This window comes from Paenibacillus sp. RS8, assembly GCF_041956825.1.
In the GTDB taxonomy this organism is placed as follows: domain Bacteria; phylum Bacillota; class Bacilli; order Paenibacillales; family Paenibacillaceae; genus Paenibacillus_AQ.
This window is the reverse complement of record NZ_CP168131.1, coordinates 1,016,980-1,038,511: the sequence shown is the minus strand read 5'-3', so window position 1 is coordinate 1,038,511 and position 21,532 is coordinate 1,016,980. Positions and strand designations below refer to the sequence as shown.

The 21,532-nt window shown below is 44.7% G+C and carries 17 protein-coding genes; all 17 read left to right on the top strand.

Annotated features, from left to right (window positions below):
• The first annotated feature begins 246 nt into the window (after positions 1–246).
• The 17 genes from ACDZ28_RS05955 (at position 247) to flgK (ending at position 21,528) form a co-directional block, all read left to right on the top strand.
• Positions 247–3,030: an Ig-like domain-containing protein gene (locus ACDZ28_RS05955; RefSeq protein ID WP_375104209.1), complete on the top strand. Its 2,784-nt coding sequence runs from the start codon at positions 247–249 to the stop codon at positions 3,028–3,030.
• Positions 3,031–3,118: 88 nt separating this feature from the next.
• Positions 3,119–3,655, top strand: a complete 537-nt coding sequence (locus ACDZ28_RS05950; protein WP_375104208.1) for a hypothetical protein — start codon at positions 3,119–3,121, stop codon at positions 3,653–3,655.
• A gap of 151 nt (positions 3,656–3,806) precedes the next feature.
• Positions 3,807–4,076, top strand: coding sequence for an alpha/beta-type small acid-soluble spore protein (locus tag ACDZ28_RS05945; protein ID WP_042131347.1), 270 nt, complete (start codon positions 3,807–3,809; stop codon positions 4,074–4,076).
• A gap of 339 nt (positions 4,077–4,415) precedes the next feature.
• The gene (metK, locus tag ACDZ28_RS05940) at positions 4,416–5,618 is read left to right on the top strand and encodes a methionine adenosyltransferase (RefSeq protein ID WP_042131346.1); all 1,203 of its coding nucleotides are present in this window, start codon (positions 4,416–4,418) and stop codon (positions 5,616–5,618) included.
• A gap of 201 nt (positions 5,619–5,819) precedes the next feature.
• A complete protein-coding gene (locus ACDZ28_RS05935) occupies positions 5,820–9,860 on the top strand; it encodes an Ig-like domain-containing protein (RefSeq protein ID WP_375104207.1) in 4,041 nt (1,346 codons plus the stop codon).
• Between the two features lie 229 nt (positions 9,861–10,089).
• Positions 10,090–12,822 (top strand): stalk domain-containing protein, encoded by a 2,733-nt coding sequence (locus ACDZ28_RS05930; RefSeq protein WP_375104206.1) that lies wholly within the window; start codon positions 10,090–10,092, stop codon positions 12,820–12,822.
• 57 nt (positions 12,823–12,879) lie between these two features.
• Positions 12,880–14,040, top strand: a complete 1,161-nt coding sequence (locus tag ACDZ28_RS05925) for a sensor histidine kinase (protein ID WP_042131343.1) — start codon at positions 12,880–12,882, stop codon at positions 14,038–14,040.
• Positions 14,041–14,044: 4 nt separating this feature from the next.
• Complete coding sequence (locus tag ACDZ28_RS05920; protein ID WP_042131342.1) at positions 14,045–14,767, top strand: response regulator transcription factor; 723 nt, start codon at positions 14,045–14,047, stop codon at positions 14,765–14,767.
• Between the two features lie 237 nt (positions 14,768–15,004).
• A complete protein-coding gene (locus ACDZ28_RS05915) occupies positions 15,005–15,451 on the top strand; it encodes a glycosyltransferase family A protein (RefSeq protein WP_375104205.1) in 447 nt (148 codons plus the stop codon).
• Between the two features lie 126 nt (positions 15,452–15,577).
• Positions 15,578–15,814: a hypothetical protein gene (locus ACDZ28_RS05910; RefSeq protein ID WP_375104204.1), complete on the top strand. Its 237-nt coding sequence runs from the start codon at positions 15,578–15,580 to the stop codon at positions 15,812–15,814.
• A 199-nt stretch (positions 15,815–16,013) separates the two neighbouring features.
• Complete coding sequence (locus tag ACDZ28_RS05905) at positions 16,014–16,160, top strand: hypothetical protein (protein ID WP_331281344.1); 147 nt, start codon at positions 16,014–16,016, stop codon at positions 16,158–16,160.
• A gap of 187 nt (positions 16,161–16,347) precedes the next feature.
• Complete coding sequence (locus ACDZ28_RS05900; RefSeq protein WP_375104203.1) at positions 16,348–17,565, top strand: helicase-related protein; 1,218 nt, start codon at positions 16,348–16,350, stop codon at positions 17,563–17,565.
• 257 nt (positions 17,566–17,822) lie between these two features.
• Complete coding sequence (locus ACDZ28_RS05895; protein ID WP_375104202.1) at positions 17,823–18,410, top strand: ComF family protein; 588 nt, start codon at positions 17,823–17,825, stop codon at positions 18,408–18,410.
• A 169-nt stretch (positions 18,411–18,579) separates the two neighbouring features.
• The gene (locus tag ACDZ28_RS05890; RefSeq protein WP_341115464.1) at positions 18,580–18,990 is read left to right on the top strand and encodes a TIGR03826 family flagellar region protein; all 411 of its coding nucleotides are present in this window, start codon (positions 18,580–18,582) and stop codon (positions 18,988–18,990) included.
• Positions 18,991–19,092: 102 nt separating this feature from the next.
• Entirely contained in the window at positions 19,093–19,377 is a 285-nt protein-coding gene (gene flgM, locus ACDZ28_RS05885; RefSeq protein WP_375104201.1) for a flagellar biosynthesis anti-sigma factor FlgM, read from the top strand.
• 12 nt (positions 19,378–19,389) lie between these two features.
• Entirely contained in the window at positions 19,390–19,890 is a 501-nt protein-coding gene (locus tag ACDZ28_RS05880; protein ID WP_375104200.1) for a flagellar protein FlgN, read from the top strand.
• Positions 19,891–19,944: 54 nt separating this feature from the next.
• Complete coding sequence (gene flgK, locus ACDZ28_RS05875; RefSeq protein ID WP_042131338.1) at positions 19,945–21,528, top strand: flagellar hook-associated protein FlgK; 1,584 nt, start codon at positions 19,945–19,947, stop codon at positions 21,526–21,528.
• The last annotated feature ends 4 nt before the right edge of the window (positions 21,529–21,532 follow it).

Below are 21,532 nucleotides of genomic sequence, written 5' to 3'. Positions count from 1 at the left end.
AAATCTTCTGCGTTTAAGGTGTAGAGTCATTTACACAGGCAGTTGAAATTAACCGGTGGTAAAGCCAATTTAACAAAATGGAAAAATTAGCTTTACGTGACTTGAGGCACATTGTATAATACTTAGGTATAATTAGGAATCTAGTATTGTCATGTCCTGATCATTGTTTACCAGTTTCTGTGATACCCGTCACAGACATTATTTATACTTAATTTGCTCAACTCTGGAAAGGGGGTGCATCGGCTAATGAGTGACACGAGCTACTCAACTAAAGAAAAATCTCAGTTTATGAACGTCCAAGGAGGAGAAAAAAAGGTTATGAAGAAAATTTTATCCGTAGCATTATCTACAGCAATGGCATTCTCGATGTTTGCCTCTGTAGCGTTTGGTGACGCAGCAGCAACTCCGCAACAAAAATTTGACGCTTTGGCAGCAAAAGGTATTCTCAATGGGTACCCAGATGGTCAAGCTCACCTTGAAAAAGATCTTACTCGCGCTGAATTCGCGAAGATCGTTACTAAATTGTTCGATCTTACTGAAGTAACTAACAAATTGTCTTACAAAGACAAAGGTTACAACGCTAGTAACTGGGCAGTTCCTTACATCGAAGCTGTTACTGCAGCTAACTTGATGCAAGGTAAAGATACTGTTAAAGGTATCTTCGACTACAACGGTAAAGTAACTGTTGAAGAAGTAGCGGCTGTATTGTTCCGCGCTTTGAAACTTGAAGCACCAGCAACAAGCGACAACAGTGCATCTGCATGGGCTAAAGGTTATGCTCAAGCAGTAATCGATGCTGGTCTGATTGCTAAAGACACTAACTTCAAAGCTAACGCTAGCCGTTCTTTGGTAGTTGAAACAGCATATGCAGTTGATCAATTGAAAGCAGCTCCTACTGTAGCTTCTGCAGAAGCAGTAAGCCCAACTAGCGTAGTTGTAACTTTCTCTGACAAAACTACTACTACTGTAACTTTGACTACAGCACTTGTAGAAGGCGTTGAAACTTCAATTTCCTTCAAACACAACAATCATGACTACACAACTAAAGTAACTTTGGCAGCTCCTAAGGTTCTTTCAGTAGAAGCTCCAAACGCTAAACAAGTTGTTATTAAATTCAACCGTGCAATCAGTACTGATTCTGTAATTGAAGACGGCAAATTGCTTGCTGACACTGTTAAGGTAGTACCGGTTAGCGGTCAAGCTGTAACAGTTGCAGGATCTGATGCAAGCCTGAACACAGCTGGTACTGAACTGACAGTTACCTTGAATGCTAAAGAACTTGATTACTTGAAAGGTCAATACACTGTAGTAGTAAGTGATGATGTTCTGACAACCGCTGGAACAAAGGTTGCTACTTACACTACTCTGTTGAATGTTGCTGATACAACTGCTGCAACAGTAAAAGCTATCAACTCTGTAGCTAAAGACACTACTAAAGAAATTTATGTTCAATTCAGCGAACCTGTTAAACAATACGGTATCACTGCAACTGTTAATGGCTCACTAGTTTCGATCGTAAGAGACTCCGCTGACACATTTAAAATCACTACAAATGCTGATCTGAAATCAGGTACAGCATATGATGTTTCCTTGACTAACGTAACTGACTTTGCTGGTAACGTAGCAAGCACAATCAAAACAAGTGTTACTGTAACTACTGACACAGCAGCTCCGAAGATCGTTAGCATCACGCCTGTTAGTGATCAATATGTAAATGTTAAATTCGACAAGAAAGTAAACTTCTCTTCTTTGAAGGGTAATGTTTCCTTGTTGAAAGCTGATGGAGATAAAGTTGGTAACATGTATGTTAATTCTGACTCCAATGGAGACACAATTAAATTGCAAGTGCCTAGCAACTTTGCTTTCCCAAGCTCCAACACATTCACTGGTACATTGGTATTTGGATCTGCTGTGAAAGATACTTTGGGTAACACACTTGGATCAAGCCTGTCCCAAGCTATCACATTGACTAAAGATACTACTGCTCCAACTGTAGTAAGTGCTACTTATGGCTCTAAGGGTCTTGTGGTTACTTTCAGCGAAGATATTAACTATCTGGGAGCAGCTGTCAGTGCAATTGAGAATTCCACTGGTAAACTAGTTACAATTGATACTACTGGCGCTGTTAAAAAAGGTGCAAAAGTTACCTTCCCTAAAGTTGTTGGTTTAAGTGGTGACTATACACTTCGCATTGCAGCGAATTTGGTATCCGACTTGGCTAAAGACCCTAACAAGTCTGCAGCAACTACAATTGGTTTGACTGCTGAAAAAGTTACTACTAATGATTCTAAGAGACCAGTTGTTACATCCGTAACATATGAAAAAGCATCAATTACTGATATCACTCAACCTGGATATCATCTGTACACTGTAGAAGCTACTGATAATGCTACTGGTGATTCTGGATTGAATGTAGCATCACTTCGCGATCCAAATAGTTATGTTCTGAATGGTAATGCTCTACCTTCTGGATCTTATGCAATCGTGTCACATTCAGTTGGAGATGTTACTAAACCAACAGCAGCTACAGTTCGCGTGTTTGTTCCAGTAAGTGGAATCACAGAAACTAAAGCTTATAAGTTTGAAGTTGTAGGTATTACAGACGCTGCAGGAAATGGAATCGAAAGCGTTCCTGGAAAAACTTCTACAACGGACACTCTTGTTAATAAAACTGCTCCGAAATTGACTGAAGCTATTATTAACAGTGTTCAAAACAACTACTTGACATTGTCCTTCTCCAATGGTATTGCAACTTCAACTTCTGGTACTAACGTTAAACCTGAAGCTAAAGACTTTGTAGTTACCTTGGTTGTTGATGGCAAAGGTGTTACACCATTCGTTTCTGTTGAACCTGGTACAGGTAGTGACAATGGTAAAGTTCACTTGGCATTCTACACTGATGCAACTAAAGCTAAGTCAATCGACTTGAGCACTGCTGATTCTCTTATTGTAAAAGTAGCTAAAGATGCTACCTTCACAGATGGTAATGGCAACGTTGTTACAGGTGAAACTTCAATCACTGTAAGATAATTAGCTTCCTTTACGAAGCAAGAATAGCCTCTTCGGAGGCTATTCTTTTTTTATAGGCATTTATCCCCACTCAAGAGGAGGAACTTCATTGAAATCGGTATGGAAAGTAACAACAGCTGCTATATTACTGGCTGGTGGTGTATGGGCTGGATCACTGTTGAATGTTACTGCTGAAGGTGCAGGTGTTGGTTCACAGCCTGGCACAGCAGATGATCCAGTGGTTACCAAAAGCTATGTAGATCAGCAAATTCAGAAAGCACTTACAGGTGGTACAGGTACAGCTCCAGTAGCTACAGCTACTCCGAGTCCTAGCTCAGCTCCAACAGCAACCACAGCTCCAACAACTAGTGGTAATGAATCCGTAATTGTCGATGTAAAGCCAGGTCAAACACTAATTGCTTCCGCAGGTGCTGAATTTATTGTTCGTGCGGGTAAAGCGGTTATCTACTCTCAGGATGCAAACGGTGTGGCTGATTTAACAGATGGTAAAGATCTTGCAAATGGAGTAGCTGCGCCATCTAACCATTTATTATCCTTCCCTCGCGATGGTCGTGGTATTACTGTTCAAACAGGACAAACCCTTGGTCTTGTTGTTATGGTTCGCGGTGGTTATACACTGAAATAATTTGTAATTATATATTCATAATGCCCTTAAAAGTACTTGATCATACCTTCAAACTGATTTCCAAAGTTACAAATCATTGGCGCGATTGAAGAGTAGATATTGAACGCACAATATTCCTGTAATCTTACAAATTCACAGGAGGTGCTGTAACATGGCACGTAACAATCGTACAGTGGTACCAGAAAGTCGGGCAATGTTGAAGCAAATGCAATATGAGATTGCGGCTGAATTTGGTTTATATGGAGCGCACTATGGAGGCGGAGCAGACACGGAGTTTGCTTCTGAATTAGGGGCAATCGGAGGTAGTGGTTCTGGCCGTAGCCAGTATCTTGGACATCTTAGTTCAAGAGATAATGGCTCTGTTGGCGGAGAAATCACGAAGAGACTCATTAAGCAAGCCGAACAGTCTCTTTTTCAATAATATCAGGGTATAGGGACTCTTATATATCCTATCTGATATTGCTTTTTCGTACGGCGAAATCAATATTTATACTGTGTTGGAGGGGTTTCGGAGTAATTGACACCACCTCCCAAATAAGATAATATGACTTTTGAGGAAAGCCTTAGACCTTTTCCATATGGGAAAGGTTCATTTTTTGAAGAGTTTAGTGAATATAAACATGAAATACTGCAATCATCCTTCATAAAAAGAAACAGGCTTCTGAGTTGTTTTGTTTTATAGTTTTTTTTATTTGGCCTGTGTGATTATAAAGGAACTCCTTATACAGTGTCAGACTAACCATAAGGGAGGTTGTTATACTTGTCTATTAAAGGGCGTCATTTGTTTACTTCCGAGTCCGTGACGGAGGGGCATCCGGATAAAATCTGTGACCAGATTTCCGATGCGGTATTGGATGCATTTTTAGCTAATGATCCAAATGCACGTGTAGCCTGCGAAGTAGCAGTAGCAACTGGTCTTGTTTTGGTGATCGGGGAAATCAGTACCAAATCTGAGTATGTAGATATTCCTGCCATCGTACGCAACACCATTAAAGAAATTGGCTACACACGTGCAAAATATGGTTTCGATTATAATACTTGTGCAGTGTTGAGCTCACTTAATGAGCAGTCAGCTGATATTGCTCAGGGTGTAAACTCTGCACTAGAGCACCGTGATCCAGCACAAGTGGCTGAAGAAACGGCAAATATTGGCGCGGGTGATCAAGGGTTGATGTTCGGTTTTGCTACGAATGAGACACCAGAACTGATGCCGCTACCGATCGCTTTATCTCACCGTATTGCTCGTCGCTTGTCTGAGGTTCGTAAGAACGGAACATTGGAATATCTGCGTCCTGACGGAAAGACACAAGTTACGATTGAATATCAAGATGAGAAGCCTGTACGCGTGGACGCTATCGTAGTATCCACACAACATGCGGAGGAAATCTCTCTTGAACAAATTCAGGCTGATATTAAAGAACATGTAATTATGCCAGTTGTTCCTGCGGAACTACTCGATTCCGAAACCAAGTACTTTATTAACCCAACCGGACGTTTTGTTATTGGTGGTCCTCAAGGGGATGCCGGTCTGACTGGACGGAAGATTATCGTTGATACGTATGGCGGATATGCTCGTCATGGCGGTGGTGCATTCTCTGGTAAGGATCCAACTAAAGTGGACCGTTCTGCTGCCTATGCAGCTCGCTATGTAGCGAAGAATCTAGTAGCTGCAGGTCTGGCTGATAAATGTGAGATTCAGCTTGCTTATGCCATTGGTGTGGCTACTCCTGTCTCGATTAATGTGGATACATACGGAACAGGTAAAATCAGTGAAGAAAAGATGGTTCAACTGATCAGCAACAACTTTGACCTTCGCCCTGCGGGGATCATCTCCATGCTTGATTTGCGTAAACCGATCTATAGACAGACTGCAGCATACGGCCATTTCGGACGTACGGATGTAGATCTTCCATGGGAACGAGTAGATAAAGCAGAATTACTTAGAGATCAGGCTGGATTGTAGTTAATCATACGTTCTTATAATACGTTAGGCCCGCAAGTTGGCACTTAGTGTCGACTGTGCGGGCTATTTTTATGTAATGAACAGAATTAGGATTGATTCTAATCATAGAGAAGTAGACTACTAAACTTTGTAAGCCCTTTAACCGAAATATAAGAATATACATAAAGACGTTAGTATGGTTTGAGAGGAGTCTATCACGGCATGAAAAGAAAAATTTCAATATGGACGGCGCTTTTTCTAGCGGGAGAACTGGTACTTGGAACAGGGTATCCTTCTATTGGAATCGGAATATCGGCAGTGCATGCTGCAGCGGAATTTGGCATAAGCGTGTCACCAGCACCTGGAGCAACCTATGTAAATATAGGATCATCTCTTAAACTAAGCTTTGACCGTCAAGTCAACCCACAGGCTGGAGAAATTACCATCACGGGACAGGGTGATAGTGCACCTTTTGTAACGATTCCTATTGGTGGCTATGGTTTAATTGGTAGTTCAAAAGACTACGAGCTTAAGTTAGGTCCAAACCAACAATTTACTCCAAATAAGGCATACACGGTCACAATTCCCAAAGGATTGTTCAAAGATAATGAGGGGAATGAATCAGGACTTACTTCATGGGCATTTACCACTGCTCCTGAGAGTAATACGGCTATTACCGCAGGTAACTTCTCACCGGCTAGTAATGCAAGAGTAGATGCCGGGAGTTTAAAGGAACTTAGTCTGACACTAAATAAGCAGCTGTTAAAAGGTGGAGGCTCTATCCGAGTCCTGTCCTCAGCAGATAATACAACAGTGCAAGAGTTCAGAATTAAGGATGATGACACCAGAGTTAACGTTCAAACTGATGCTAGCTCTACAACAGTTAAATTATCGTTGGATAAAGCCTTGGGAGCCGGAGGGAATTATTATGTTCTCATTGATTCCTACGCTTTTAAGGATGTTGATAATCGAACATTTTCTGGTATTTCTAGCGGAAATGTATGGAGTTTTTCTACAAAAGGTGTAGCTGAGATTCCGATGACTCCATCACCGGCTAACGGTACAGGTGGTGTATCTACCACAGGAGCGCTACAGCTTACTTTTGACCGTCCTATGATGCCTGCATCAGGTGTGATTACGGTGTCCCCAGGGGCTGCTAACGATGCTAGAACGAGATGGCTTAATGTGAACTCGCCAGCGGTTACTGGAGGAAGCAGCAGAACCATAACATTGAATCCGGCATCAGCAGCCTCACCTCTGCTAAATGGCACGCAATATACAGTTACCATCCCCCAAGGTGCTTTTTATGACCAAGATGGAAATGTATTCCCTGCCTCGGGTGCTTACACTTGGACCTTCACAACGGTATCTTTGACTGGACTTGGCGTAAGTGCATTGAATCCATCTGACCGAAGTGAATCTATAGCGAATAACAGATCCTTTTCGATCGCATTTAATCGGGATGTGAATTACAACAGCGCTGTGGCTAGTGGTGTGGCTCTATATAAAAGTGGGGGGTCTCAGGTGCCGGTTAACGTTACTCGGAGTACCAGCACAGCTAAAGAATATATCATCACACCTTCCGTAGCGTTAGATAGTGATTCAACGTATTACATTGACATCGCCAAAGGGGCTTTTGTAGATGCAAGTGATGCTAACGTTCTATATGAAGGATTAAGCGGTAAAAATTCATGGAGCTTCAAGACCTTGTCTCTGGACAAAACAGCTCCACAGCTCACATCTGCACAGCTTGAGAATAACCGAACCATTCGTCTGAAATATAATGAGACGCTCAATTCATCCATAGCGCTGCTGACTTCAAGCTTTGGAGTTACGGTCAATGACGAGAATCGAGCGATTGAAAGTGTCTATATTCAAGGAGACAGCGCTTATCTGGTATTGAGTACAGGAGTAGCTGTTGGGCAGATTGTGAAGGTCAGCTATAATGGCGGACTGCGGACAATTCAAGACCCAAGCGGAAATGCAGCGAGCACTTTTAGCGATAAACAGATTACGAACTCTATCGAGTCCTCCATGCCGACACCTAAAGACGGGAGAATCACGGGTAGATCTGTAGTGTTGAATTTTAATGACACATTAAAACCGGTTTCCTATTACGCACATAACCAGTTCTCAGTGATTGCAGATGGAAGCTCACTTGGAGTCAACTCGATAAGTTCCAGCGGCAGTACAGTATATTTAACATTGAGTAGTGAAGCATCAAATGGACAGAACGTCCGGGTGTCCTATTATGCAGGGTCGTATCCTTTGCAGAATTCTTATGGACAAAATATTGCGGACTTTACTGATTTTAATATCCGTAACAGCAACGATACCATTCCGCCAGTGTTCCAAAGTGCAACCGGAGGCGGCACTAAGATCATTTTGAATTATAATGAAGGCTTGTCTACAACCAGTCTCCCGCTGAATAGTCAGTTCTCTGTGTTAGTGGGCAGCACGCCTAATTATGTGACTAATGTATCGGTTAGCGGCACTCAGGTTACTTTAACGCTTCAGACTGCGCTGACAGTTAATCAGAATGTGACCATATCTTATGTGCCGGGTTCTGCCGGGATAAGCGATTTGAATGGCAATCGGGCAGCGTATATTAACCTACAGCCTGTATCCATCTCAGAAAACAGCGGTACTACCATACCGGAGATTAACTCAGCGACCGTTTCAGGAGACGAGCTAACTGTTACTTTTGCAAAGAATATGCAAGCATCCGGTTCCCTCTACGCCAATCAGTTTGGAGTTAGAGCAGATGGCAGCAGCTTGGGTGTGCAATCCTACTATATCTCCGGCAATATTCTAAAAATAACGTTATCCTCTGTTGTAAAGACCGGCCAAACAGTGGACTTATCCTATATGTCTGGTGCCGGTACGATTAAGGATTTCAGTGGTAATGTACTGTCGTCATTCTCTGCACTGTCAGTTCAGAATCTGACAGGCGTGACAACCGGATCTGGAAATCGTCCATCCTATCTAGGAACACTTGCAACGAGTGAGTTTGGTAAAGAGTATGCACTACTAAAGAGTGATTCTTCGCAAATTGTGGATGACCGCTCTTTATATAATCAGTCTCTAAAAAGATATACTTTAAATGCAGATCGAATAGCTGCCAGTTATGAATATCTGTCTAAGATGAATAATGATATTTTGGCATTTGAGGTTCCTTCCACGGAACAAGCAGCTTTTGTGACCGTTCCGCTAAAACCATTGCTCGACGCGGTGAACCGTAATAAAAATACAAAGTTTATGATTCGACATGGAGATAACCTATTTAGTGTGGGACTCAATGATATTGATATGAGCGGACTTGCAAGTAGCTTGATCTCAGATAGTAAAAATATTTCACTTGTGTTCCGCTTGGATAAAGTTCCAGCAGGCACATTTACACCTTTTGAGCAAAAGCTACAAACGATGGGGATGCGAACCATTACAAGTCTTATGGATGTCCGGGTGACAGCAATAATTAGTGATAATTATGCGAATGCCAAGGCACTGACAGTACCAGGAGAATATACCGTACGTACTACTTCTTCATTAAATAGTGCGCAAACATCTGCGGCCAGATTAGACCTCTCCTATTACGATGCGGCTTATCTACCTACAAAAGTCAGTACGGTCGGCAACTATACGGTTATCCGTGCTCGTACCGCTGGTAATCAGATATTAGGGACCTTTTTGTCCACCCGAACCTTTACGGATATGGGTAAGCATTGGAGCAATGCGATTGTTGCTGAACTTACCGCTAAGAATATTATAGATAGCAGCTACGGTAGTGCATTTAATCCAGAGAAAAAAATTACCCGTGCTGAGTTTGCTGTTATGCTTAGTCGCGGTTTAGGTTTGCTGGGAGATCGTGAGACCGCGCAACGCTTCCGGGATGTGCAGCCTTCCACACAAACTGGAGACTACATTGGTGCAGCGGCTAAAGCAGGAGTTATTACAGGGAATACGGACGGGACCTTCCGTCCGAATGATAATATAACACGCGAGCAGATGGCGATTATGATGATCCGTGCGATGGAATATACCAATCATCCTATTACGCTAAGCGGTACTTCTGCCTCAACGCTTGCAAAATTCAAGGATAAGTCGAAGATTCAGAATCAAAGCGCTGAGTTCGTCGCCAAGGCAGTGCAATCAGGGATAATTTTGGGCATGACAGCAAGTGAGTTCCAGCCTCAGGGCAATGCCACCCGTGCTCAAGCTGCCGTGATGCTGCAGCGGATGCTGAAACAGGCAGATTACCTGTAAACAACTCTTGTAACCAAAGAATCAATTGGTAAAGTCCGGCAATTATGCCGGGCTTTTTTTTGTCGTCTAATTATGACAATTTCGACTCTATAAAGCTTGAAATCTCTCAATTTCGCAACTTTTTGGCTTATTTTCAGTCTATTAAAAGAGTACTAGAAAAATAGGAACCAGTTTCCAGACATTGATATGGACTGATAGAGTACAAAAGAGATGGGAGAGTTACGTTGAAATGAATGAAGTTTTCATGGAGAAGAAGAGTAGCGATGTTGTACGGGGAATAAGATTATCTTCCACTAAAAAGTGGATTGCTGCTTCATTGGCTGGTGTGTTATGGATTATGCCCGTAATCGGCAGTGAAGGTATGATGCTGTTTGGTCAGGGGTCTGCACCAATCGCAGCTGCAGCCACAGCTCCTTTTAAAGTAAGTAAGCTGGGAGAAGAAGTGATTACTTCGGGCGCCATTATGATGAAATATAAATATACTACTACACGTTCTGGAGCGAGTGCTTCTGGGCTTGCGGATGTTATTCGAGTAGATCTTAACAACCCATATGTTTCTTTAGATGTGATGACGGGTAAAGGCGGAAACCTGACTACACGGCAAAGTACTGGTGGAATGGCTAAGGAAACTGGAGCCGTAGCTGCTGTAAATGGAGATTATTTTAATACAGGCGGTGAGGGTGCTCCAATCGGTGGACAAGTATCAGGTGGAGTACTGGTGTCTACCCCTTCACAATTGAATGGAATGTATGCCTTTGCAGTGACAAAAGATCGTAAACCTATTATTGACGAGTACAGCTTCGAGGGGATGGTAACCGCACCAGATGGCGCACAGTTTGAGATCTCCGGTATCAATAAAGGTGCTTATAGCCCTGAAGGCGGAAGCTCGACTTATAGTCATGCTAATGCTATGTATATCTACACAGATGTATGGACTGCTCTTGATCGTCCTAAAAATAGCTCTACCACTCCAACTGAGGTACTTGTTGAGAATGGTGTAGTTACTCAAATCTCAGAGAATGCTGCACTTCCTACGGCGGTTCCTAAGGGAGCTTATATTTTACGGGCACATGGCTTAGCCGCACGATATGTTACTGCGCATTTGGCAGTAGGACAACCTGTTACCAGCGAGTATTCTTTGAAATCCAAGACTACTCAGCAATCGCTCGATCCTGCGAATCTGCAAACGATGATCGGCGGACATACAATTCTAGTAAATAACGGGAAAGCAGCAACGTTTTCGCGATCAACTAGCAGTATTGGTGGCTATCGTGCACGTACGGCTTTAGGTTACTCACAGGATGGACGATATGTATATATCATAGCGGCTGAAAAAAATGGAAATAGTTCAGGAATGTCTTTAACCGAACTGCAATCATTTATGACGAATATTGGAGTCTGGAAGGGTCTTAATCTCGATGGAGGCGGCTCTACAACGATGGTAGACAGGCCCCTCGGCGAAACCTCGACTACACTCACGTTTAATACAGAGTATGGCACAGAGCAACGTAGCATCGTTAATGCGCTTGGTGTCTATACTAACGCTCCTCAAGGTGAAGTGAAGGGAATCAAGATTAGTGGAAGTTCTGCATTGCTAGTTGGCCAAAAGGCTACGTATTCTTTAAAAGGTTATGACACTTACTATAACCCTATTGATGTAGCGGCAGGTAATCCTACTTGGGTATCGAGTGGAGGAAGCGCAACTGTAAATGCAGGAGAAGTTACGGCAGTGAAGCCAGGTACCGTCACCTTAACAGCTAAAAGTGGCTCGGCAAGCGCCTCTACAACCGTTACAGTTCTGGGTGGCAATGATCTGTCCAGTATGAGTGTAGGTACAGCTACAGCACCGCTGACAGCCGGAACCACTGTGTCTGTGCCTGTTACGGCAGCTACGAAGAGTGGAGCAACTATTAATGTTCCAGATTCAGCCCTGAAGTGGGAGTTTGTAGGGTTTAAGGGAGCCGTGAAAGATGGCAAGCTTACTGTAAACTCTGTAGATGCAGGGGTAACTACAGGTTATGCTATTGCTCGTTATGATGGATTTAGTGCAGTGGTTGTATTATCGACAGCAGCGGCTACAACATGGGAAGATTTTGAGAAGGTAAGCTATCCAATCAACTTTACGACTAATGTTCCAGCAGTACAGGGTACTGCAGCAATAGTTGATGGAACAGCCGAAAGAGTAGGCTCTAAGGTACTGTCACTCAGTTATGATATGACGGCTGGAAGCGGAAAAATGTATGCTTATGCCCAGCTTAATGGTACAAGTGGAAAAACAGTTCCAGCGCTTGCAACCTCGATGTCGGTTGATGTGATGGGCGATATGAGCTTGAATTGGCTGCGTGCTGAGTTTGTAGACAACAGCGGAGCTACAGCTTATGTAGATCTTGCAAAGATTATCGATTGGAACGGATGGAAGAACATTAACATCGACTTGTCAGGCTCAGGTATTAAATTCCCAGCTACGCTGAAGAGACTTTATGTAGTCAATGTAGAGGAAGGTCAAGATGAACGGGCGAAGACAGGTACAGTTGCCTTTGATAATATCACCTTTACAATGCCTTCACTTTCCAGTGATGCGGGCTTACCAAAAGGTACGGCTTCTATGAGCATTGGCCCGAAAGCAATGACTGTAAATGGAAATAAGAAAGCTATTGATGTAGCTCCAATTGTAAAAGACGGCAGTACCTATGTGCCAATTCGGTATGTACTTGATGCTTTCGGAGGCAGTGCTACTTGGGATCAGGTGAATAAGAAGATCATGGTATTACGCGGAGCCAAGGCACTGGATCTTACCGTAAATAAAAAAGAATATCTGCTGAATGGTAAACGTCAGAGTGCTGAAGTAGCACCAATCATTTTACAAGGTAGGACTTTAGTACCGTTAAGACTAGTTTCTGAACAGCTAGGATTAACTGTAAAATGGGAACAGAAAACGAAGACCGTAACTATCGAATCGTGATATGTTAATATAAAGGAAAACCTTTAAAACGATTCGATAGAAAAGGGGCAAGCATCCGTGGAATTTCAAGCCGATGCGATTGATCGCGTCATTAAAAATACCATCGACGTGATGGAGAGCAGCAAGTATCAGATTTTTGAAATATTGCAGGTTGCGCGTGATGAACTTGCTGCACTCAACAAAGAACTGCAGCGGGTCATGGACGAAACGGATGAGACATTGAAAAAGGTAGACAAACTAGAGCTGCAGTATCACCGCTCCAGAATCCGGCTGACAGAGGTCAGCCGGGACTTTGTCCGCTACTCAGAGAAGGATATTCGTATAGCCTATGAGAAGGCTACGGAGCTACAGCTCGAACTCATGATGACGCGTGAGAGAGAGGTCTATCTTCGATCAAGACGTGATGAATTACAAATGCGAGTGCGCAGTGTCGAAAATTCTGTAGAACGTGCAGAGTCAATTGGTTCGCAAATGAGCGTAGTGCTCGAATATTTGTCGGGAGAACTAGGTCAGGTGACGAGAATTGTCGAATCTGCGAAGAACAGACAGATGATAGGACTCAAGATAATCCTGGCTCAAGAGGAAGAACGGAAGAGAATTGCCCGGGAAATTCATGATGGTCCTGCTCAAATGCTGGCGAATCTAGTCCTTAGGACGGAAATTGTAGAAAGAATGCTGGTAAAGCAGGAATTTGGGTTGGTGCAGGACGAAGTAATAGATTTGAAAGGACAGGTTCGATACAGCCTGGAAGAAATGCGTAAGGTCATCTTTAATTTACGACCGATGGCTCTCGATGATTTGGGATTAATTCCGACTTTGCGGAAATATGTGCATGATTTTGAGGAGAAGACGAAGCTGAGGACGACCTTGGAAACCAGAGGTCAGGAACATCGACTATCTTCAGCCATGGAGGCAGCGGTATACCGATTGGTCCAGGAAGCTTTGTCTAATGCAGCTAAACATGCCTACCCGAGTTTCGTATTGGTAGAGATTACTTACCAAGCGCAGTTAATTAAGATTGTGATTAAGGATAATGGATTAGGTTTTAATGTGCAGAAATTAAAGAATCCGCAGGGCAATCGTGAAAGCTTCGGGCTAGTTGGTATGCGGGAACGTGTAGAGCTGCTTGAAGGCAGAATGGAAATCATATCAGCCGAGAATCAGGGGACAACAATCGTGATCCACATTCCGACGAACGTGGAGAAAGGGAAGGAGTAATGTGATGGAGAACTTAAACTCTACTAAAACGCCCATTAAAGTTCTTTTGGCGGATGATCATCAGCTTTTTCGTGAAGGGCTGAAACGTATTTTGAATATGGAGGAGGATATCGAAGTCATCGGTGAATGTGGTGACGGTATCCAGGTATTGGAGTTCTGTAACGGAACTAAACCAGACATCGTACTGATGGATATTAATATGCCTATTGAGAATGGCGTGGAGGCTACTCAAAAACTGCGGGAAATGTTCCCAGAGGTTAAGGTTATTATTTTATCGATTCATGATGATGAGAGTTATGTGTTTGAAACCCTTCGTAAAGGGGCCAATGGTTATTTACTGAAGGATATGGAGGCTGAATCCCTTATTAATGCGATCCGTTCGGTCTGTGAGGGGCACGCCTTTATCCATCCAAAGGTTACCGGAAAGCTAATCAATCAATTGCGGCGCATGACTTACCTTAATGAGACTGGAGTAGCTGCGGATACAGTAGTGAAGGAAGCCGGTGTTAAATTTGTAGCCGGTGACAACAATCCTCTAACACGTCGTGAAGCGGAAGTTCTGCGCCTAATGGCGGAAGGTAAGAGTAATAAAATGATCGGTGAGTATTTATTTATTAGTGAAAAAACGGTCAAAAACCATGTGAGTAGCATTTTGCAAAAAATGGAAGTTGATGATCGTACGCAAGCTGTAATTAACTCGATCAAATATGGTTGGGTAACTTTATAAAAATATCTACAGATTTACGTTACATATAGGAATCAAATCAAGGAGAGCACAGCTTGTTTCTATAAAATATAAGAAAGTATAAGTTTCACACCATACTTTATGTCTTATATTTCTCGCTTAAACGCTTACCGTCCTTTCAAGGACGCCGAAGGCGTTTATGCTTGATAGGAACTCTGGGCAGTCACCGACCTTTTAAAGCCGGCATATAGTGTTGGTATACAGAGGAGGTGCATCTCCATGGTAGCCCAGTTGATATGGATTGCGGTTGTTTATGTATCCGCTGCAGTGATTATTCATATGCTGCATAATCGGCAGAAGGTGCGGCAGACACCGCAGTCCGTGAAATGGATTCATTATATTTTCATTACCCGCAATCATGCATCTGTTGTGGAATGGTACATTCGAGCGCTGACATTTCAAGCTTTTTTAACCGGAAAACGATTTCGAGTAACGTTCATGGATGATGGCTCAAGCGATGGAACCCTTGGAATTGTTTCCAGGATGGCAGATAGTGGCTGCTCTGTCGATCTTGCAACATCTATGTACACTTTTCAGGTGAGTGAAGAAGAGTTGCTGCAACAAGGGATTGTGGTAGACTTGCGGTTGTCAGGGCAGTCTGGCTCGTTGCCTTTTATGGGGATGGCAGGAAGTAGGGGATGCGAATCAAAGCACGACAGATCTTAAGTAAATATGTAAGTTACGGGTGAAGCACACTCTCCAAGAAATGGGGGAGTGTGCTTTTTGCGTTTACGGTAAGGGAAGTGGTGTAAGCAAGAGTGATTAATGGTGAGAGTTAAGGAGGCGGGTTTTATGCGAGCTGCTGTATATGCCTTGGAATGTAGGGGCATCTGGAGTGTATGGATTTCTTTAGACCTTACAGTAGATAGATGGTGGTGGTCCAGCGCTAACTCGTTGAGCCAAGGTAGGGGTTTAGTAACGGTGGACAAGCTGGTCTTATTATCTCCTGCGCTACCGCTGGGGTGGGCGGTGAAGCTACGCGATTCCTTCAAACAAAGAGGGGGGATGAGGAGCTGGGGCAATATGTGAGTAATGTCCTTGAGCCTGAGTTGAAAGAGGAAAGGGAGGTAGGAGGAATTGCGAAGGAAGAATTGCTTTATGATGGGATTTCGTTATGGCGGCTTTCTGAGCAAAGAGAGGTATGTATAGAACAGGAAAAGAAGAACAATGATTGCAGAGGATATGATCTCGATTATGCTTTACTTGAATCGGAGGCAGAACAACTATCGTGGGCGGTGGCTGGGCGCTCACTATTGCAACCGGAAATAGAAGCGCTGCTGGCAGAGGAATTGCCGGCGCTGACAGGTCGTTGGCGCCAGGCGGCACAACTGGCGCATTTGCAGGGGCGGCTGCAGCTGACAGCCGCCGTGGGTAGTCACGCCCCGGCTGCGCATGGGGCGCGGGCCCGCCAGCTCCCTGCAGGTGCTGGCGCTCTGGCGCGTGCGGCGGCTAGCCTGCCGCACGTGTGGTGGCGCGGCGCTGTCGCCCGCCGCGCGGTTTCGCGCTGCCTGCGCTGCGGCAGCGCCCCGACCGGCCGCACGGCATGCGCCGCGTGCGGCCTTATGGGCTGCGCCTATTGCGAGGCCTGCCTCGCACTTGGGCGCAGCCGGGCTTGCGCGCTGCTGCTGCGTAGCGCAGCGCTTCCGGCCGTGCGCAGCACGGCCGTCCTTGACCCCACCGCGGCCGCAGGCCGGTGGGGGTTAAGCCCAGCGCAGGCGGGAGCCGCTGGCGCTGCGCTGGGTTTTCTGGCGGAGCGGCGTGAGCGCTCCGCCAAAGCGTGCCCAGAGCGGTTCCTGCTCTGGGCGGTGACGGGAGCCGGGAAGACAGAGATGATCTTCCCGCTCCTAGAGGCTGTGCTCGCCGCCGGTGGGCGGGCGCTCGTAGCGACGCCGCGGCGCGACGTCGTACTCGAGCTCGCTCCGCGGCTCGCCAAAGCTTTCCCGGCGGAGACTCTCGCCGTGCTTTACGGCGGCAGCGCAGAACGCTGGGTGGGTGGTCGCTTAACGCTCGCGACTACCCACCAGTTGCTGCGCTTCCATCGAAGCTTTGATCTCGTAATCATTGACGAGCTGGATGCGTACCCCTATCACAATGATCCTATGTTGGCTTATGCTGCCGAACAAGCCTGTAAAGCAAATGGATCTTTTATCTACTTATCAGCCACACCACCACAAGAAATGCAGCGGTTGGTTCGGTCAGGCAGACTTCCACATGCTAGAGTACCTGTCCGTTTCCATGGTCATCCTTTGCCTGTGCCGCAGCATTTGACCATGACATCCGTTCAAACATGCCTAAAGCGTGGGATGGTACCTAGATCTCTCATACATACGCTTCGTAAGTCGCTCGAGCGAGAGGCGCAAATCTTTTGTTTTGTGTCGCGTATTGCACATATTGAAGGATTACTGGATCTGCTTCGTCGGAGCTTTCCCGGCGTAGTCATCGAAGGTACTTCCTCCAAAGATCCCTTCCGGACAGAGAAGGTAACTGCTTTCCGTAGCCGCGCGATCTCCTTATTAGTAACGACTACGATTCTGGAACGAGGAGTTACAGTGCCTCGCAGCGATGTATTTATTTTGGATGCGGACAGCGATCTTTTTGACGAAGCCTCCTTGGTTCAGATGGCGGGGCGTGCCGGGAGATCTAAAGATGATCCTGCTGGGCGTGTTGTATTTGCCTCTCCACAATGGACCCGATCCCAACGTGGAGCAATCTCCCAGATCCGAACTATGAACATTATCGCTCGCCGCAAAGGATATATCAGTAAGGATGTGTCGAGATGAATTCTCTGTTCTCATGGTTAACTAAATCTCAGGCATTCTTATCCCCTTCCGTAACACCATGCTTAACTTGCGGCAAGCGCAACCCTGGGTCCTCACAATTTCCTGGAGTTTGCAAAACTTGCGTAGAATCTATTCCTTGGATACGTTCCCCTCGTTGCCTGAAATGTGGTCGGCATGTCGGTTGTCCTGACTGTTCCCGTAGTAATGAACAATCACCGATTATTTGTAACCGGAGTGCAGTAGCCTACACAAGCGTTATGAGGGAATGGTTGGGTCAGTATAAATATCGAGGCAATGAACGATACGCCCTTTTACTTGGTCTCATGCTGGACAGAGCGTATCTAACCTTGAAAGAAGAGAAACAGAGTGTTTTTTTAACTCAGAAATCATCTATCATTCATTACTTCAAAAATAAAAAAGATATACAATACGGCTCTTGGTCTGCTGATTTGTTAGTGCCAGTGCCTGTCAGTGATTCTCGGCTAATGGAACGGGGGTTTAATCAAGCGGAGAGACTGGCTGATGTCTTGTCTAGACGTAGGAAGGTTCCCCAGCTTCCGCTGCTGATCCGTACACACCATACCGGAAAACAAAGCTTTAAGAGCCGAGCGGAACGACTGACCGATATGAAACACGCTTTTGCAGAGAATCCGGCAGTAACAGCACAATTTGCAGATTGGCTGAAAAGGGAGGCACCTCTAAATCATTCTGTTCGGATTATTATTGTTGATGATATTTATACGACGGGCAGTACCATTCGTGCGTGCGCTGAGATCATACAACAAATGGGTTCAGATTATGGTTATACGGTTGAGGTCTATAGCTTAACTTGGGCACGTTCCTAAGGAGAGAGAAATGCATGATTGTGTACATCTCCATTCATTATTTAAGGAGATTCATACGCTTAATAGCGTTTCTTCCGTCCCATAGACGAATTCTCTGCAATCATGTAATCTAGGAGCATGAGGATATTATGCATTGTACAGAATGTACGGAGAGGAGCGGCTGCTTGTTATGAATCTAGACAATTGTCCAAGGTGCGGCCGGTTGTTTGTCAAGAATCTTATGGGTTTGTGCCAGCCCTGCATCAAAGATCTGGAGCATGAATATGAGATCTGCGTGAATTATTTGCGGGAGAACAAAGGAACCAACATCCAAGAACTGTCCGATGCTACGGGAATTTCGATTAAGGAGATCACCCGCTTTATTCGAGAGGGCCGGATATCTATAGCTAATGCTCCTAATATGATGTATCCTTGCGAGGTGTGTGGAACACTGATTCGCGATGGGCATATGTGCGACAGCTGCCGTAGTCGGCTAAGGAAGGATCTTTCCAGTGCCGCCAAGGAAAGTGCTGCTGAGGATACTACCAAAAAGACAACAGACGGCGCATATCGCGCCATAGATAAGCTGCGTGGCCTATAAATTCTGCAAAAAAACGTTTGCAGCTATAAAGAATGTTTCAGTCTACGCCGATAAACTTAGTAAAGATTATCGGCTTTTTTATATTAGAAGGAAGGTGAAGTTATGAAAATTAACGAGACCGGACGAATTAACGCGATTAATCCGTATCAACGCAGCGCCGACGCGCAAAGGCAGGAACAAATGAAGAAAAGTTCACGCAAGGATGAGGTTTCGATCTCTGATGAAGCAATTCAGCTCTTGCAAGCACAGAATTCTGGTAATGATGCTGAACGTGCACTTAAGATCGACAGTTTGAAGCAACAGGTCTCCGCAGGTACCTATCAAGTAGATGCAGCTAAGCTAGCAGAGAAACTCGCCCCTTACTTTAAGCAATTCTCCGAGAATTAGGTGAAACCATCCATGGCATTGACAACATTAATAGAACTATTGGAGCGGCTGGACGAAGTACATAACCAAATGCTGGAGCTGGCCGCTGAGAAAAAACAGACGATTATGGACAACAAGGTGGATGCATTAATCGACATCCTGAACCGTGAGTCCAAGTTAATGAAACTGATTGGACAGCTCGAGGAACAGCGAATCGCGGCAGCATATACCGTTCTGCAAGGCGTGGGTATTCGTTCCAACCTGAACCTGAACCTAACTGAGCTGTCCAGACTTATATTTGACCCTGAAGACAAGGCACGACTGCTGCATATTCAGCAGAAGCTTTCTGGCACTTTACACCGCCTGAAAGAAGCAAATGAGCTTAATCAGAAGCTGATAGAGCAGTCGCTTACTTTTATAGATTATTCTTTGGATCTGCTGGTCGGAAGACCGAATCAGGATATCACATATCATCGTCCGTCCGATAAGGGAAATATCGTAAATCGGTCGGGGATTTTTGATGCACGAGGCTAGAATTGTACTGATGAAGTGTTCTGCTGGAGCAGAACATAAGGAGGAGTAAGAAGCATGACATCCACATTTCACTCGATAGAGACCGCGAGACGCAGCCTTTTTACTCAGACCGCAGCTCTTAATACAACTGGACATAATATCGCTAATGCGAATACCGAGGGTTATACCCGTCAACGTGTTAATATGAAGGCCGCTTTACCTATTGAAGCGTACGGATTTAATAAATCTACTGTTCCTGGTCAAATGGGTACTGGGGTGGAATTCTCGTCTATCGATCGGATTCGGGAAATGTTTCTGGATGATCAGTACCGTGGTGAGAATTCTGCATTTGGAAACTGGAAACTTCAAGCAGATACCCTCTCTAAACTAGAAGCGATTGTTAATGAACCATCGGATACAGGTATTCGTACGGTACTGGATAACTTCTGGAAATCCTGGTCTGACCTTAGTAAGAACCCTGAAGATCCTACTGCTCGTAAGATTGTAGTGCAAACTGCACAATCTTTGACTGATGCTATGAATTATATGAGCACACAATTAGATAATCTCGATCGGGATCTAGCTACTAATATTGACGTTAAAGCCAAAGAAGCTCAGGGTTACCTGACCGCTATCGCAGACTTGAATAAATCGATCTATAAGATCGAAGGTATGGGCGATCAGGCAAATGATTTACGCGATCAACGCGATCTGATGGCGGACAAGCTATCCAAGATTGCTAATATTACCGTTGTGGAGACGGAAGCTGGTTATAACGTTTCTCTGGGTGGACAGCCATTGGTAGAGGGCGGAGAAGTTACTGCAAACGTAGATAGCGCATTTCTTAATAATGCTTACGCCGCCGGTACTTTGAAGGGCGGAGAGGCTTACGGAATGATTTTCTCCAAAAATACTTATGTTACCGACTACAAGAAACAACTCAATGATATGGCAAGTACGATTGCTACTGGTGATGTTGAAATTACAATACCGGCAGGTTCAAATCTTCCTGAAGGTACGGTGTTGACTACTGATGCTAAGATTACACAAGCAGATGGCACCGTAGTTACATTGGCTGCAGGCCAGGCTATGCCTAAGGGAGCAACAATGTATGAGGACGCCAAGACCATTGTTAAAGGCTTGAACGGACTTCACAAGTTAGGTTATGCAATGGATGGAAGCTCCGGCCGTGATTTCTTTGTAACCTCTGGTGACGCTGGAACGATCAAGTTGAATCCGGAAATTGCTGCGGATGTTAGTTTATTCGCAACCTCACTGCGTACTACTGTAGATGCAGCTGGCAACACGCAGGTCGTTAAAGGAAATAACACCTTGGCTCTTTTATTGACGAACCTCAAGGATAGTAAATTCACTACGCCGGACGGTAGCATTAGCAATACTGTTGGTGGGCTTCTTGGCTCCATGGTGGGTCAGCTAGGTATTCAATCACAAGAGGCTGCACGTCAGACTGATAACTCAGATTATCTGGTAGAGCAGGTAAACTCCCGTCGCCAATCTGTCAGCGGAGTATCACTGGATGAAGAAATGTCGAATATGCTCGTATTCCAGCATGCTTATAGTGCCGCTGCGCGTTTTATGACTACTTTTGATGAACTGCTCGACAAATTGATTAATTCCACCGGCACAGTCGGCAGATAAAAGG

Bases quoted from the DNA above. Each gene is read 5' to 3' on its own strand.
- ACDZ28_RS05955 (WP_375104209.1), top strand. From the start codon at position 247: ATGAGTGACACGAGCTACTCAACTAAAGAAAAATCTCAGTTTATGAAC.
- ACDZ28_RS05945 (WP_042131347.1), top strand. From the start codon at position 3,807: ATGGCACGTAACAATCGTACAGTGGTACCAGAAAGTCGGGCAATGTTG.
- ACDZ28_RS05935 (WP_375104207.1), top strand. From the start codon at position 5,820: ATGAAAAGAAAAATTTCAATATGGACGGCGCTTTTTCTAGCGGGAGAA.
- ACDZ28_RS05930 (WP_375104206.1), top strand. From the start codon at position 10,090: ATGAATGAAGTTTTCATGGAGAAGAAGAGTAGCGATGTTGTACGGGGA.
- ACDZ28_RS05920 (WP_042131342.1), top strand. From the start codon at position 14,045: ATGGAGAACTTAAACTCTACTAAAACGCCCATTAAAGTTCTTTTGGCG.
- ACDZ28_RS05915 (WP_375104205.1), top strand. From the start codon at position 15,005: ATGGTAGCCCAGTTGATATGGATTGCGGTTGTTTATGTATCCGCTGCA.
- ACDZ28_RS05910 (WP_375104204.1), top strand. From the start codon at position 15,578: ATGCGAGCTGCTGTATATGCCTTGGAATGTAGGGGCATCTGGAGTGTA.
- ACDZ28_RS05900 (WP_375104203.1), top strand. From the start codon at position 16,348: ATGGGCTGCGCCTATTGCGAGGCCTGCCTCGCACTTGGGCGCAGCCGG.
- ACDZ28_RS05895 (WP_375104202.1), top strand. From the start codon at position 17,823: ATGAGGGAATGGTTGGGTCAGTATAAATATCGAGGCAATGAACGATAC.
- ACDZ28_RS05890 (WP_341115464.1), top strand. From the start codon at position 18,580: ATGAATCTAGACAATTGTCCAAGGTGCGGCCGGTTGTTTGTCAAGAAT.
- flgM (WP_375104201.1), top strand. From the start codon at position 19,093: ATGAAAATTAACGAGACCGGACGAATTAACGCGATTAATCCGTATCAA.
- ACDZ28_RS05880 (WP_375104200.1), top strand. From the start codon at position 19,390: ATGGCATTGACAACATTAATAGAACTATTGGAGCGGCTGGACGAAGTA.
- flgK (WP_042131338.1), top strand. From the start codon at position 19,945: ATGACATCCACATTTCACTCGATAGAGACCGCGAGACGCAGCCTTTTT.